Source organism: Vibrio sp. 10N.261.45.E2, from assembly GCF_002875705.1.
Classification (GTDB): domain Bacteria; phylum Pseudomonadota; class Gammaproteobacteria; order Enterobacterales; family Vibrionaceae; genus Vibrio.
The window spans coordinates 35083-50976 of record NZ_MCZZ01000130.1 but is presented as its reverse complement, the minus strand read 5'-3'; the positions used below and the strand labels follow the sequence as shown (position 1 = coordinate 50976).

General features: G+C 44.7%; 12 protein-coding genes and 1 pseudogene. 6 read left to right on the top strand and 7 right to left on the bottom strand.

Annotated elements, in window-relative coordinates; genetic code table 11:
• The first annotated feature begins 2 nt into the window (after positions 1 to 2).
• The 6 genes and pseudogenes from BCT34_RS14590 to BCT34_RS14565 all read left to right on the top strand — a co-directional run bounded on the left by BCT34_RS14590 (position 3) and on the right by BCT34_RS14565 (position 5639).
• Positions 3 to 665: a phage tail protein gene (locus tag BCT34_RS14590; protein WP_076653574.1), complete on the top strand. Its 663-nt coding sequence runs from the start codon at positions 3 to 5 to the stop codon at positions 663 to 665.
• Between the two features lie 49 nt (positions 666 to 714).
• Positions 715 to 1545, top strand: a pseudogene (locus tag BCT34_RS24800) (phage tail protein); the annotation flags it as partial.
• Positions 1546 to 2072: 527 nt separating this feature from the next.
• Positions 2073 to 2627: a hypothetical protein gene (locus BCT34_RS14580; protein WP_076653571.1), complete on the top strand. Its 555-nt coding sequence runs from the start codon at positions 2073 to 2075 to the stop codon at positions 2625 to 2627.
• 5 nt (positions 2628 to 2632) lie between these two features.
• The gene (locus BCT34_RS14575; RefSeq protein WP_076653569.1) at positions 2633 to 3535 is read left to right on the top strand and encodes a hypothetical protein; all 903 of its coding nucleotides are present in this window, start codon (positions 2633 to 2635) and stop codon (positions 3533 to 3535) included.
• Entirely contained in the window at positions 3529 to 4002 is a 474-nt protein-coding gene (locus BCT34_RS14570; RefSeq protein WP_076653566.1) for a DNA-binding protein, read from the top strand. Before BCT34_RS14575 ends, BCT34_RS14570 begins: the two co-directional genes overlap by 7 nt.
• Positions 3999 to 5639 carry a hypothetical protein gene (locus tag BCT34_RS14565; RefSeq protein WP_076653564.1) on the top strand — a complete coding sequence of 547 codons (1641 nt, stop codon included), beginning with the start codon at positions 3999 to 4001 and terminating at the stop codon, positions 5637 to 5639. Before BCT34_RS14570 ends, BCT34_RS14565 begins: the two co-directional genes overlap by 4 nt.
• Positions 5640 to 6500: 861 nt before the next feature.
• On the opposite strand, the gene BCT34_RS14560 is transcribed toward BCT34_RS14565, so the two are convergent.
• The 7 genes from BCT34_RS14560 to gap all read right to left on the bottom strand — a co-directional run bounded on the left by BCT34_RS14560 (position 6501) and on the right by gap (position 15701).
• The gene (locus BCT34_RS14560) at positions 6501 to 8387 is read right to left on the bottom strand and encodes a BCCT family transporter (protein WP_076653561.1); all 1887 of its coding nucleotides are present in this window, start codon (positions 8385 to 8387) and stop codon (positions 6501 to 6503) included.
• A 173-nt stretch (positions 8388 to 8560) separates the two neighbouring features.
• A complete protein-coding gene (locus BCT34_RS14555) occupies positions 8561 to 8914 on the bottom strand; it encodes a hypothetical protein (protein ID WP_076653558.1) in 354 nt (117 codons plus the stop codon).
• 292 nt (positions 8915 to 9206) lie between these two features.
• On the bottom strand, positions 9207 to 10160 hold the full coding sequence (locus BCT34_RS14550; RefSeq protein ID WP_076653556.1) for a ChaN family lipoprotein: 954 nt from the start codon (positions 10158 to 10160) through the stop codon (positions 9207 to 9209).
• A 75-nt stretch (positions 10161 to 10235) separates the two neighbouring features.
• Positions 10236 to 11051 carry a 23S rRNA (guanine(745)-N(1))-methyltransferase gene (gene rlmA / locus BCT34_RS14545; protein WP_076653554.1) on the bottom strand — a complete coding sequence of 272 codons (816 nt, stop codon included), beginning with the start codon at positions 11049 to 11051 and terminating at the stop codon, positions 10236 to 10238.
• Positions 11052 to 11242: 191 nt separating this feature from the next.
• Positions 11243 to 13279, bottom strand: a complete 2037-nt coding sequence (locus BCT34_RS14540) for a methyl-accepting chemotaxis protein (RefSeq protein ID WP_076653551.1) — start codon at positions 13277 to 13279, stop codon at positions 11243 to 11245.
• Positions 13280 to 13578: 299 nt separating this feature from the next.
• Positions 13579 to 14463, bottom strand: a complete 885-nt coding sequence (locus tag BCT34_RS14535; protein ID WP_076653548.1) for a D-hexose-6-phosphate mutarotase — start codon at positions 14461 to 14463, stop codon at positions 13579 to 13581.
• Positions 14464 to 14705: 242 nt separating this feature from the next.
• Entirely contained in the window at positions 14706 to 15701 is a 996-nt protein-coding gene (gene gap / locus BCT34_RS14530; RefSeq protein ID WP_017059382.1) for a type I glyceraldehyde-3-phosphate dehydrogenase, read from the bottom strand.
• Positions 15702 to 15894: the final 193 nt, after the last annotated feature.

Below are 15894 nucleotides of genomic sequence, written 5' to 3'. Positions count from 1 at the left end.
CCATGTCTGAACCTCAAAGCTACAACCAAGAGCAACATGCACCAGAGTTACCGGAAACGGTTATTCCATGGTGGCAAGACGGCAGCACCACATCGGAAGAAGTCAAAGAGCCGCACTTTCTATCAAAAGGCGTGTTTGCATTCTTCCAAATGGTTTGGGGTTGGTTGCTGTTCCCGCTTCGCCAAATGGATGCGCTGACATGCAGCGAAAACACCTTGGAGCTAATGGCTTGGGATAGAGACATCAAACGCTTTGAGGGTGAACCGCTTTCGCTGTTTCGTAAGCGAGTGAAATACGCTGCCGTGAATGCCAAAGACGCAGGTAGTGTTGCAGGGTTTAAGCGAATTTTTGAAAGGTTGGGCATTGGTATCGTTGCGTTTAAAGAACGTGAAGATGCAGTGCAGTGGGACGTTTGCACCATTGAACTAACAGATGGTGATATTTCCAATAATACCAAGTTGGTTCAAACACTAATTGAACAGTATGGCCGGACGTGTCGCCGCTACCGTTTTCAAGTGACGTTCCCGACAACCTTAACCGTTGCCAGTGGTGAGTTCTCACACAATTTCAGCCTGTTTTTAGCAGAGACTAAACAAGCCGTTGAAATGAATGTGAAACCACAGCCAGTTGAACATCAACAACAAGTATTCATTGCCAGCCTTTAGTTGGTAAACATTTGTATAGCCAGTTAAAGAAAACAGGGGGAGGTACCCAATGAGCCAAACGGCAATCCCGCTCGAATTTGAGCGTTACTTGCAAAATCAGATTAGTGTCGGTGATGCACCAGACATGAACGAAATGATTTTTGCGCACATTCCGGGGTTAGACCCAAGCCAACCAATTAACCGTGAAAATGGTTTGCCTGATGTTTCGCTATGGGTACATCAACAAGACATCGACCAAGTGGGTAAACTTGGTGACAACGCACTGGCGTATTCTGTTGTGATCCCCGGTACCGTTGCAGAGTTCACCTTTAACGCGATTTATCTACGTGACAAGAATGTGCCGAGTTCTTGCGGAATGGTGGTACACAAAGCCGAAGAAACCAAAGAAAACGGTATGGCTAGCACTAAGTCATTGGTGCAAGCCTATGACGGAGCCGCGCAAATTGCTGGTATTACCGTTGATGCGTCGACTTGGCAGATTGACTATCAAGCACGTTTAAAAGGCATCGAAGAAGACCACCGTTTGGCCTGCTTAGATAACTATGGTCATACCGCTTTTGTTGATGGGTTCGACGTAACCCAACAAGCTGACCCAAACAAATACAAAGTGACTCCTGGTGTTGTTTATGTCGGTGGTTTACGTGGTGTGTTAACTGGTGAAGTGTTGCAAACCATCACCACTAAACCCAACGGTTTATATGTAGATGTTGTTCGCCAAGGTACCGCGCTGTCAGTGTGGGAAAACAAAGTCACGATTGCAGTTTCTGAAACCGAGCTAACCGATTATGTGGACGGTAACGGTGATAAGCACTATGTCGCAAAACTGGCCGGAATTAATGGCGATGGTTCTGTGGTTGATTGGCGGGTTAATACTCATAACGAGAATCTGATGCAAAGCATGGTAGGCATGGTTGTCCCTTTTCATATGGAAGGTGAGAAAAAAGGCTGGCTTGATGCGAAAGGCGGTGAGTTTTCAAGAGTAGTAGATAAGGTTTTGTGGGAGTATGCGCAAGGCACTGGATTGGTGGTGTCTCAAGCAACCAAAGACGCTGACCCTATGACTCACGCCATGAAGTTTGGTGATGGTGATGGTGCAACCACGTTCACATTGCCAAATCATCATTTAGGGCATTTTGTTCGCGGTAATCCTAGTGGCATAAATCATGGTTCCACACAAGGCGATGCGATTCGAAATATTACTGGTTCGGTGGATGGTTATTTTGATTTCAAAGCAGCAAATGGAGCTTTTTCGTCGGGAAATTGGCAACTACAAATTCAAGCATTGCAATCTGGTCTTTCCGGTTATCATGCTTTTGCGTTTGATGCGTCACGAGTCGTTCCTACTGCTAATGAGAATCGCCCATACACTGCAAACCTTTCAATCAAAATTCACCGAGGTTGGATGTAATGAAATTAGCCTATCACTACGATTACAAGACCCTTATTTATCAGGGGGAGAGTAAAGTCCATAAGGTGGCTGGATATGATGAATATATCTTGCCTCAGTTTTCTACGTGGGTAGCTAACCCCACTTTTGATCAAGAAACCGAACAAGCCAAGTTTGATGTTAATAATCAGAAATGGGTTGTTGAATTAAGGCCAGTTGAAGTAACGGCTCACAATAAGCAAAATCACAAAACGAAAGTGTTTGATGATGCGTCTTTGGTCACTGATGAATACACGTTAGAAAAGCCAGTTACGCAATGGGATGAGTGGATTAATGACGCTTGGGTAACTAACGAAAGCAATAAATACATTGCTGAATATGATCAAGTAGATAGTGCACGTCGAGCAGCTTACCGTGAAGTTAGTGATCCTCTATACATGGAAGCATGGCGCAAAGAGTCGAAAGGCTTAACTGATGAGGCGGCAGCGTTCATACAGCAAGCTGATGCGGCAGTCGAGTTAATCCAATCCGAAAACCCTTGGCCGACTCCGCCAGAGCTTTACTCCGAGGTATAAGCCGTATGTGGAAACAATCCCCACTTAGTTGGCCTAGCAGTTCACAAGCAATTCAAACCAGTGCCGAGCAGGTAATAGACCTAATCGGCACAACGATGAATGATGCAGTTAGCCGCTTAACTAACCTTGAAAGTGACGCCAGTTATGGGCGTCACTCTTTAAGTGAAGAAGCGAGTGCGTTAATTGGGTTACGTGGTGATCTTGAATCTTTGTTAAGAAAAGGCACTGTACTAACCGCCACACCTTATCAGTTTCAAGTTGGTACCAAGTTGGATTCGGGTTGTTACCTGAACCCACAGGCAGCCGTCAAAGTGCTATCTGGTAAACTCCGTGATCATGCTGATAAGTACCGACCTTTACCTAAAACCAAGGGCGGCAATCTTCACTGTATCGCACTTATGGTGACAGCTTCACAATTAGCACAGTTCACTAATCAGTTGGCGGATCTTGTTTCCGTGTTTCCTTTACCAGATTGGTGTCAGGTGGGTAGGCAAACTAAGGCACTAGTGACTAATGAAACCGATAAGCTTCACCAATCTGCTGCAATCGTCCAGCCTCGCTTTAAACCTATGGCGAAACTCAATGCCAACCCATTGCATGATGCTTTGCGTTGGCAGGGTGCACAAATTGCCACACTAGAATCGTTAGCCGATGACGAGAACCATGTGATCGGTAAACTGCAGGTGCTGGCAGCAAAGAGAGCTACTAGGTTGGGTGATGTCAAAGCCCAGATAAATGCACTTAAAAACCTAAAAGGTAGTGTTTACGCTTTTTCTGTTTCTGGTAGTGCTGAAAGCATCGCAACGCAGATTAGCCAAGCAGGTGCGCCAAACAATCATCAATTCACCGTGGCGAGTCTATTGCTTAGCCATGAACCAATGACCTTTTTTGAGGAGTTGCTATGTTAGCTCTCGATGGTGTGCCGGTTAACTTAGACTCGATGAAAGTTGAAATGTCGATGGAGTTAAAAGACCAAGACATGAGCGGCCAATCATCGGGTACCGATACTGCGGAGCAAGGCGATAAAGGTAAGAAACTGACCTTTAGTGGCCGTGTCCCTTTCACACGTGTAGAAACGCTCACCCAGTTGTATTCGCTTGCATCGGACAAAGACGAAACCAATACACGCAGGGTTTATCGGATTGGTAATGATATTGCGTTAGCACTCAAGATTCGAAACGTGAAATTCACAGGCCGTATCAATGCAAGAGAGCATGAAACCTTACAGGCTTGGAATGTCTCTTTTGAGCTGAGAGAGCACAACAGTGTGGCAGAGCAAAAAGAACAACGTGCGAAAGAGCAAACCAAGCCAGAACAACGAGAAAATACACGACTAAAACAGGCTCTGAATAACGCAGAGGAAGCAACGCAATGAAGCTAGAAAAACGCCTGTTTATTAGTGGTGAAGAAGTCAAACTGGTTAGTAACATGGTGAGCTTAAAGCTATCACTAGGCAGTGTTGCGATCTTCGAAGTTGAAACCAAGGAAAAGCCAGAGCAGTTTGCGTCTGTACGTTTTGATATTGGTTATGAGAATAAAACGGCCCCATGGTTTGAGGGGTATATCGACAAAGTGCAACCTGCTGCTAATGGCTATCATAAAATTACGGTAAAAGAACTGGCTGGCATTTTGTCAAAACGTTGGGCGGTTAGCCTAGAGCACCCAACCGCAGAGCAGGTGATCGGCGTTCTTTCAGATTTGACAGGGCTTGAATTCAATCTGCCTGATGCTGACTACATCAAAACCACGATTCCAAACTTTGTTTGCCAAGGAACGGGCTATCAATGTTTAGAGCAAATCGCCAAGGCGTTTTCGATTCCAGATTGTGTTTGGTTCCAACATACTGATCAGGTCGTGTACTTCGGTTCGTATCAAGATAGCCACTTCAACGACAAACCTATGCCGATACCGGAAGAGTTCACCAGTCGCCAAAGTGGTAACAGTGTCACCTTTGTTCCGTTTCCTATGCTAAGGCCGGGCAGAGTCATGAACCACAAGCGCATCAATCGAGTTGATTTGATTCAAGACGAAATGACCGCTTATTGGAAGACTGAACAATCAGAAGTGTCACCAAAGAAACGTGAAACGCTGCAGAACTTCCCAGAGTTGGCAGCAGGTTTTCATTTGCCTATGTTTGGCCGTGTTGAGGTAGTAAGGGATACAGCAACAGCCGGGCAAGTTGCTGACCCATTCCGCCCAAGGTTTGCGGTAGATGTTCAGGTGCTTGATGAAAACTTAAACCCAGACATTAGCGTGCCTGTTTATCGTTCGATTCCATTACCTGTTCATATGAGTGGGCATGAATCTGGATTGCTGTCTTACCCTCTAGAGGGAACATTGGTTGAAATCGCTTTCGCCTATGGCCGGAATGACAGACCTATCATTCGTGGTGTTTATGGCCGTGAATATGCATTGCCGTCGATAGAGCCGGGGGAACAACTGCAGCAGCAGCGTGAAGAGGTCAGCAACCGAATTGATGCAGCAGGAAACACTACCCAGAAAACCGACCAAACGCAAAGCCAAAGAGCATTCGAAAAGCTCGACCAAGTGGAACGCTATCGTGGTGAATTTGGTCAGCACCATATTTTGGTTGATGAGCACAGCATTGAAGAAGTGATCGGCAAAAAGCTTATTGAAGCACTAGGCGCGATTAACCTAATTGCAGGTGATGACATTGTGCTAGGCAGCTTGGGCAACATGCAAACCGCGACTGCTGGCGAATTGGTGGAGACTATCGGCAAAGTTCGCCGAAGTATTGCTGCTGATCACCAGTGGCTGCAGTCACCAAAAACGTGGGTAGGCTCTAAGCAAGAGAACGTCTTGATTCTTCTGTCTGAACTTATGCAGGTAGTGAAAGAATTTGCCGACACATTAGCGACTCATACGCATAGTGGTGTAGTAGCTGGCCCGGCAACAACTAAAGCACCAGTTCAAGCGAGTGTCATTAGTGGCCATGGCTCGGATAGTTCCAACCTTAAAGGGAGACTCGACCAAATTACACAAACAAGTTAGCCCACAGAAACGCCCACAATCAACGCAGCCAAACGGCTGCGTTTCTTTATGTCTGCATCAAGGCAAAACCGGAACAACATCACTACGGGGCAAACAGCGACCACAGAGCCACGAAACACAAAGACCGGATGACAAAATCCGCACTCTCCTCACCCGCCTGCGCGGTTTTTCGATCAGTTTTTTTACAGTTTTTGAGTTATGAAAAACCATGAGGTCAGGAAGCCAAGCGGATAAGGTGCAAAGCCTTTTGCTACAAAGGGGTTTGGGGCGGGGTAAACCCTCTCAAAATGGCTTATATAGCCCTATATAGAATTTCAGTCATTTCAGTTTTTTTCAGCAAATTGAAAAATTAACGATCAGAAAAGATCTGGTGATTATTTGTAAGTTATTGATAAATAATGGTTGAGCTGTTTTTTGTCACTGTTTCGACGATCTGAAAGGGATTTTTAAAGATCTCTTTTGTGTCTTGTTAAGCTAGATAGGGCAAGGCTTGAAAGCGAATTTTAGTGGATTTGTATTTTTTCAAAACAGAACAGCCAAAAAATCAAAACTCTCGTTGTTGAATTCGAGTTTGTGGGGTGACGAAAAGCGGGTTTTCGTTTTGGAGTGCAGGGAAGAGTAACAAAGTACCGTGAAGTTGTGGTGTGGACATTTTTGGGACAAACTCAATGTGGTTGGTGTTTATCTAATTGTTTTAATTGAATTAAATATTTAGTGCTCAATAAGACCACATCTTGAACCACCCAAATCGTTAGTTATTTAGTTATTAGCAAACGATCCAGACAAAAAAAGGCTCACAATTCTGTGAGCCTTTGTCGTATTTAGGAGGGTCCAAATCAATGGACTGCGTCATGGCTAATGTCAAGCAAGCGGTAAGTCTGCAACCACCTGGTTGAACGTGATACGAGCACTCTGAGCTTGCTCAGATAACTCGATCTTTTTCGCTTGTGCGGCACTAAGATTGCTCTCGGCCTGCTCAAGTGCTTGTTGTAGGTTCTCTGGTAACTCGTGAGTTTCCATTTGCGAACCTTGTTCTAGCACATAAGCGCGAATTTCTTTCTTCACTGCTGCTAGTTCTGTGTAAGCAACACGCTCAAGTTCCGCAGCTTCTTGCGCAGCATCTCTCTCTTTCTCAAATTGAGCCAGTGCCATACCTTCTGCAGACCATGGGTCCATGTCTGGTAGTTCTTCGATATTGATCGTTGGTTCGATGTATGCATCTTGATGGCGTAAATCGAGGCTAGTCGCACGAACCGCTGAAATCATCAACATTACAGAGATAGCAAGTAGTGGTAAGCCACCAACAATCGCTGCTGTTTGTAGCGTGCTTAGACCGCCCAAGAACATCAGAATCGTTGGCAAGAACGACAGAGTGAATGCCCAGAACATACGGTTCCAACGCATTGGCTCTTCAGTCACATTGTTTTGTACAACAGACGCAAGGATGTATGAGATAGAGTCAAACGTCGTTGCTGTAAAGATAATACAAAGCAAAGTGAATACTGCGATAACTAACGTGCTCATTGGCAACTGCGCTAGCATCGAGAAGATTGCTTTAGTTGCACCTTCTGCATTCAGGATAGCAACTACATCTAGCTCACCAGAAAGCTGTAGTGATAAGCCGTAGTTACCTAGAATCATGAAGAACAAAAAGCAACCTAGTGAACCGAAGAAGATAGAACCTGACACCATTTGCTTGATGGTTCTGCCACGAGAAATACGCGCAACAAACAGACCCATACTTGGCGCAAATACTAGCCACCATGCCCAGTAGAAAATCGTCCAGTCTTGTGGGAAATGAGTGTTTTCGAACGTACCGTAACCACCAAATGGTTCAGCCCACGTTGCCATCACGAAGAAGTTAGACAGTAAGCGACCAATTGAGTCTAAACCTGTTTCTAGCATGAAGATTGTTGGGCCAGCAATCAGAACGAAAGCCAACAGCCCCATCGCACCCCAGAAGTTGATATTACTTAGGATCTTAATGCCTTTTTCCAAACCAGCATAAGAAGAGTAAGCAAAAATCGCAGTACACACTAAAAGCACCATCACTTGCGTTAGGTTATTTTTAGGCAGACCAAATAGGTGATTTAGACCTTCAGTGATTAGAGGTGCAGCTAAACCGAGGGTTGTTGCAGCGCCACCTAGTAGACCGAAAATGAAAAGGATATCGACGATTTTCCCCGGTACGCCTTTGCTGCGGTGTTCACCAAGAACTGGCATCAACGCGCTAGAAATTTTTAGAACTGGCTGTTTACGTACATAAAAGAAGTAAGCGATAGGAATTGCAGGAATCAAGTAGATAGACCAAGCGATTGGTCCCCAGTGGAACAAACCGTAAGTTGCTGCCCAACGAACAGCTTCTTCACTGCCTGGTTCTAGTTGGAAAGGCGGTGATTGGTAGTAGTAAGCCCACTCAATACAGCCCCAGTAAAGGATACTTGCACCGATACCGCCACAAAATAGCATTGCAGCCCATGATGCTGTTTTGAATTCAGGCTCTTCATCTGCTTCGCCCAGTTTAATCTGTCCCATGTCACTGAACACAACGTAAACCATAAATGCACAGGCAGCGAGCCCTAGAGCAAGATATAAAAATCCAAGTTGATCCGTCATGAATGTTTTCGCAATCGCAATCCAGTCTGCACCCTGAGCAGGGAACAAAATTAGCGGGAAAACTATCGTGAGTAGGAGTGCAATAGCACCAAAGAAGGTTGGCTTGTCAATAAGCTCAAAAGTGTTTTTCACGAGTATTATTCCATTAAAATGAGAGCGGAATTATGGAATGAACTTGTTTTTTAGACCAAATCGGGTCTGTTATCGTGACGATAAATTACTTTTTGCGACGGGTGATAGGCAAGGCATGCATTGGCCAATGTAAAAGAGGTCAGTGGAGGGAAGGGTACAGGTTGAAGGTAGCGTTAAATCAGAGCGAGAAGAATGCCACCAACGGTTGCCGCTGCGGATAGATATTGCCCTGCTGAATAAGAACCATCGTCTTCCTCTTCAATCTTATCAGGGTGATCCATACCTAGTGCACCATGAGCAAATGACTCAACCTTATCGGTCACTGTTTCATTTTCCGCTTCGATTTTCTTGGCTTCTTTATCGATTTCTTTAAGAGCAGATAATAAGGCTTTACCCTCATCAGAGAGCTTTACGGTATTTTGCTCAACCTTAAGAGGGGCAGGCTTTTCAGCTTCTGCACTCTTGGTTTGTGTGTTCATTTGCGAAGGTGAATACAGCTGAGTATTACTCGTTCCTACTGGCGTCATATCGCTCTCCTTACCTATCCTTAAATATAGTATCGGCAGAGGTGTGAAAAACTTGTGCAATTAATCATCGATAGTGATGTTTTTTTGTTCGCACATTATATTTTCATCTGCTTTGTTAAATTGCCTATTGCCTATTGCCTATTGCCTATTGCCTAAGCAAAGCAAGTCTTGTGCCGATAAGAATGTTTAATTTTAGATAGAGTTAGGATGAATGATGGGAACGTGAGCAAGTTGTGACGATGGACTAATTATCTAGGATTAGCCCATCGACTCTCTAGCTTATAAGGATGGTTTAGTCACACTCTAGGCTAGCGCTACGTTTTGATAGGTGTTTGTATGCCTTCATTCGGTTCTCTTTTTTTACAAAGCGAGCCGGTGGCGAAAGCACTTCAAGTTGATAATCACTGCTATCCGATGAGATTTCTTCAACTGGGCTGATGATGGCAATTTTCAAATCAGGGTTACGACGCAGAATCGATGCCGCCGTACCTAAACCTCCCTCTGTGTGGAACTTACCTGCCACATGAATCACTTGTTTACCAGGATTTGATGCTAGGTATTTCACAATCGATTCTGCCATGGTTTCGTCCCAGGTGACCTGAGCGGCAAACTGTTTTTCTGTTTGTCCTGGGGTGCCGTGATGCATAGAAGCCATGAACTTTTCTTTGTAAGGGCTATCGCCGGTATCCACTTCAGAAGCAATCCATTGACGCTGCTCGGTTGATAGCTGGTCTAGATAAGGCAAGCCTTTACGGCCAATACACTGCACAAATGGCTTTGGTGCATTTGCCGCAATAACATCGACGTCGTTGGCTTTGGCGAACTCAACTAACGCGCGGTAATCACTTTCGTAGTTTGGCCAAGCTGCCGCTTCAGACATGAGAATTTGTTCGCCAATTTCGCCGTTTAAGTATTGGTCGAGTGTGGCTTGATGCTCTCGAGTGAACTGTTCCATTGAAAGCGCAATGTTTGAGGTTGCGTTGCGGCGCGTTTTTAAGAAGTCAGTTTGGAAGCGGTGAATAGCAGAATGAGTGTGCCATTCCCCAATAAGAACCACATCAGCGTCAATCAACTGCTGAGGTAATACATCGAGAGACAGTGTTTCGCCTTGTGGAGAAGCGAACTGGTAGTCATAGAATGTGGAAACGGTTTCCGGTTGAACCACTTTTTGAGAAGTGTCTTTTGCAGGTTGACTAGCACAAGCCGTGAGAAGAGTAGCTAATCCGATAAGAATAATACGTTGCATAAAATGCCTCCTTGAAGAACACGCATACTAAAGGAGGCAAGATAAGAATTCAATGCAAACGATAATCAATATCAATTAAATGTGTTTGCGGTACACTCGCAGCATAAAGTCAGCCTCACAGTTGAATTGCTCTGCCTCGGTGAGTTGTTGTTTAAACTCTTCACTCGCCTTCCAAGCAAACGGCGTCATCTGTAGCAGGTCGAATGCATCTGACCCCGATAGTTCCATCATATAGTTTAGTTGCTCTTGGTGTTCAAGCGTAAAACCTTCGATCACTTCTGGATTTTCGTCGTGTAAGCGAACGCCATCATAAATTGCATCACGCAGTTGGTATAGGTGTCGGCTAGCGGGTGTCACGGTGATCACCACACCATTCTCTTTGATGGTGCGCTGTAGCTCTTCAGCTTTGCAAGGCGCGTAAATGCGTAGAATACCGTCTAAGCTGTTTTCAGCAAAGGGTAGACGATGGCTAGAAGCAACAGAGAAGTCGACAGCAGGGTAGCGTTTAGCGGCGTATTTGATAGCGATCTTAGATATATCTAGGCCAAAAGTAGCACCATTTTTTTCTTGAAGATTCACAGCAATTTCGTTGGTGTAATAACCTTCGCCACAACCAATATCCAACAGGCTAGGCGCCTCTTCTGGTAGATAGTGAGAACACAATGTCACCACAGCTTGGCGCATTGGATCGTAGTGGGTGCCTTCAAGGAAGCGACGACGTGCCTGCATCATCTCTTTGTTGTCACCTGGATCTTTTGAACGTTTGTGGTGCGCAGGCATCAAATTGACATAGCCTTCTTTTGCTAAATCGAACTGATGGTTCTTTACACACTTAAACGTACGATCGTTTTGAGATAAAGGCTGGTGACACAAAGGGCATTGGTAAGTCATTGCGAACTCGAGGTAGAAATTTCAAGTCCAAAATTTTAACAGGAAGCATAGTGGGGCGCTAGAATAAACGCAGCTGTCTTGGTTAACGACAATCTGTGAATAATAGAACCAGTCAGTGAAAAGGTAGAGCCAACACATGGTTGGCTCTATTGGTTATGAATGAGTCGTTGATAAAACAGTGAACTCAGCTTCTAGCTAAAGAAGTTAACTTGATCTTTCAACGACTCCGCTTGTTTTTGGAGCTCGTCAGCACTGTGAGAGGTCTTAGCGCTGGTTTCTCGGCTCTGCTGGTTCAAATCGCTGATCGCATGCGCGTTCGCTGCTATCTCTTGAGAAACCTGTGCTTGCTCTTCTGATGTTGCAGCAATGGTTTCTGCTTGAGAAGCAATGGATTCAACTTGAGAGGCTATTGACTCTAGTGCGGTGCCAGCCTCTTGCGCTTTATCGAGAACTTGGTTGGCATTCGATTGGCTTTGCGTCATCAGGTTTACGGCATTGTGGGTTGAAGACTTTAGCTTCTCTATAATGCTTACTACGTCTTGGACTGATGTTTGTGTGCGGTGAGCCAGTGTTCTTACTTCATCGGCTACCACAGCAAAGCCACGACCTTGCTCACCCGCACGCGCCGCTTCTATCGCAGCGTTTAATGCAAGCAAGTTGGTTTGTTCTGCAATGTCATCAATCATCTTGGTGACGGTTTGAATACTTTCGCTATCAGAGCTTACTTGCTCGATGGCCGATGCTGATTTGTCTAATTGATCATTCAGCTGGGCAACATCAATACACACACCTTCAACGACCTCTAAACCCTTCTGGCTGTCTTCATTAGCAAGGCGAACATTTTCAGCAATGCTGTTCACTTGCTGAGCCACTGATTCAGCAGAGGTGGCCATCTCTTCTATGGCAGTAACGACTTGCTCAACCTGTGCTTGCTGGCGATCAGATTGGCTCAAATTGTGGCTAGCATCTTGTGAGACACTGCTTGAGCTGTTCTGTACTTGGTCGCTGGTCGCGCGAATTTCACCCACAAGAGTATTTAGTTGAGCAGCCATGTTCGCTACTCCGGTATTTAGGTTGCTGATTTCGTTCTTAGTTTGCTTACCATTGTTTGGAATATGTAAGCTTACTTCGCCTTTTCCTAAACGCAGCATGTACTCATTTAAAGTCGTGAGTGGCGTGAGTGTGCGGTTCAACACAAAGGTCAACGCGACAATGGTAGCAGCAGCAATTAAGGTCGCAATAATGGCGATGAGTTTCAACAATTCGTCGCTGCCTTTAGTCACTTCTTTGATAAAGGTACCGCCGAGTAGTTTCCAGTTCCAACCTGGAACTTCGGTATACACCAAGTACTTCTCACCAACCGTTTCTTGATACTCATATGGGTATCGAATCAGGCCTGATGATTGTTCGAAGAGTTGATAGAAAGGTTTGTTGCCATCGTAATCGGCAACATCAATAATCGATTTGCCGCCGCCAGCAAGGGTAGGGTGCAATAAGTACTGACCTTGATGTTCTTTCTCGTTATCTACAATGATGGTGTATCCGGTGTCACCCCATGATACAGAGCGCAAAGATTCAAATAGGCTTTGTGTTGCCTCTTCTACAGGCAAGCCAATGAAAGAAACACCGTTTACTTTGCCTTGTGCATTGGTTAAAGGTGCATAGTAGGTAATGTAACGCTGACCAAACAGTTGTACCTGAGCATAATAAGGCTGGCCATTTTTGAGCTTGTTATAGCCCGGATGGTTTTGGCCTAGTGTGGTCGCAACAACTCGCTCACCAGAAGGTTTTTTAAGAGACGTAGACACACGAATAAAGTCATCGCCAAATGGGGCAAACAAAGTCGCTACAGCGCCCGTGTCGCGGGTAAAGCTATCAACCAGCTTGGTGTCGTTGATTAGGCTCTCACCGTATTGAGTCATGTTGGGAATTGAATGGCCGTTGAATTCAACGTCATAATTTTCAACATAAACACCTGCTAGGTAACCGTTACGAAAAGTGGATTCTAAAACTTTGGCGGTATGCAGGTAGGCATCGAATTGACCCGAGATGGTTTTGGCCATCGCTTCTACTTTGGATTGGTGTTCCCTTAACGTATTGTCTAATAACACCTGTGAGGCATTGCGGTACACGAGTGTTGCAATGGAGCTAAAGGCGATAAGCAAGCACAGCAAAATGACCAACTTAAGTTGGAAGCCAACACTTTGATTTTTGTATTTCTCGAGCATGAATTCACTATCCTGTCTTCATTGAGGTGTTGTTAAGTGGTTTTAAGGATGTTTGTTATTGAGCTTTCTATCATAGGTACTTATTTATCGGCAGTAATTGATAATAATTAATGAATTGATGCTTATATTTATAAATTTAAGTGATGAATGCTAAGTGGTGTGGCTTTGAACGAAGAGGAGGTAGCTCAATTGACTTTTGCTAAAACGCTGATTAGTAAGCGATACGAGAGAAGTTCGAACAATAAAAAAATGCAGCTCAATGAGCTGCATTTTTGTTTTTAATTAAATTAGCTAGAGGTCTAGTTTGAGGAAATAACTGTAATCAGCTGGTGGCTCTCGCCAGGCTGAAGTGTTTTGCCAGCTTCTAGACTTGGTGCGTGCAGTGTTGATTCAACACATAGCATGGTTAGGTAACCGTCGTCTTGCATGTCGCCCATACTGGTTGCACCTTCTGCCCACGGGTTCCACAGTACGGCAGAGTTATGGCCGTGGTTTTCAACTGTTAGTGTGCGATCCAGCTTCTTGTCAGCAACAAAGATTTGCGCTTCTGGTTGTGTGTAAACGCGATCAATCGTGTCGGTTAGTACCAGTTCTGAGCCACCTTGACAGATCTTGCCACCTTGCAGGCTATCAATGTACTCAGCACCCATACCCGTTGTGGTTGTATTGTGAATATCACCAACGTTTAGGTAGGTGTGCAGCGCGCCAGAGAAAGTCCATGGTTGCTCATCGGTATTCTTCACGTCCAAAGTCACTTTTAGCTCGTCGCTAATCTCTACATTCAAACGAGCATCGAACTGATGAGGCCATACTGCTAGCGTTTCTTCGCTTGGCTTCAGACCTAAGCTAACAATCACGCCAGCTTCGCTTTCACGGTGTTCAACCAACTGCCACTCGCTTGAACGAGCAAAACCATGTGCAGGTGCTGCAATGCGACCAAACCAAGGCCAACATACTGGAATACCACCACGCAGAGCCGTTTTACCGTCGAATTTAGCCTGTTGGCTCATCCAAATTAGGTCTTCTTGACCTTGCGGTTGGAATGACACCACATGGCCGCCAAACAGTGAAATCGCTGCGTTTGCTTTATCGTGAATAACGCGAACCAGTTTTACACCTTCATGCTCAACGATAGTCACGTTATCAGAAAGTACAGCTAGTGCAGGTAGAGTAGATAAATCCATTACATGATCCTTCTAAGGAAATTGAATTCAAATACTGACTAGAGCGATGCTTGTGTTTTCATGAGTAACAAGCAGAGTCAGTATTAGAATTGAATTTTGCGTTTTGGCTATCTTGATTAGTTTAATTAGACGCGATTTAAAAGATAGCAGGTATTAAAAAGGCGACACTAAGGTCGCCTTTTTCAAAGTCTGCTCAAAACAGTCTTCGCTAATGCTTATCTAAAGCTATTTCTAAAAAGAAATTACTTAGAGATGTGAGCGATTAGGTCTAGAACTTTGTTTGAGTAACCGATTTCGTTGTCGTACCAAGATACAACTTTAACGAATTTGTCAGTTAGAGCAACACCAGCTTTAGCATCGAATACTGAAGTTTGAACTTCACCGATGAAATCTTGTGATACTACTTGGTCTTCAGTGTAACCAAGAACGCCAGCCATTTCGCCTTCAGAAGCTTCTTTCATTGCAGCACAAATTTCTTCGTAAGATGCAGCTTCTTTTAGGTTAACTGTTAGGTCAACGACAGATACGTTAGCAGTTGGTACACGGAAAGCCATACCAGTTAGAAGGCCGTTTAGTTCTGGAAGAACAACGCCTACAGCTTTAGCAGCACCAGTTGAAGATGGGATGATGTTTTGAGAAGCACCACGGCCACCGCGCCAGTCTTTAGCAGAAGGGCCATCTACAGTTTTTTGAGTTGCTGTAGTAGCGTGAACTGTAGTCATAAGACCAGACTCAATGCCCCACTTATCGTTAAGTACTTTAGCGATAGGTGCAAGACAGTTAGTAGTACAAGAAGCGTTAGAAACGATGTCTTGACCAGCGTAAGATGCTTGGTTAACGCCCATTACGAACATTGGAGTTGCATCTTTAGAAGGACCAGTAAGAACTACTTTTTTAGCGCCAGCAGTGATGTGCTTACGTGCAGTCTCGTCAGTTAGGAAAAGACCAGTTGCTTCAGCAACTACGTCTACGTCGATTGCATCCCACTTAAGGTCTTCTGGGTTACGCTCAGCTGTAACACGTACAGTTTTACCGTTAACGATTAGGTTACCGCCTTCAACTTCAACAGTACCGTTGAAACGGCCGTGAGTTGAGTCGTACTTAAGCATGTATGCCATGTACTCTACGTCGATTAGATCGTTAATACCTACTACTTCGATGTCTGCACGCTCTTGAGCTGCGCGGAATACGAAACGGCCGATACGGCCAAAACCGTTAATACCTACTTTGATAGTCATTGTAGTTGCTCCACAACTTAATTTCTGATTAAAGATAACTGGTAGTAAAATTACAGAATCCAGTATACATCTGCAATAGATAATCCGACTTAACTTGTTTAATGTCAAAAAAAAGCGACGCTTTTCTTAACAATTGGGTGTAAGTGATTGAAAATTGACCATTGCAAGTGGCTCTGTACCCTTCCAGTTGGGT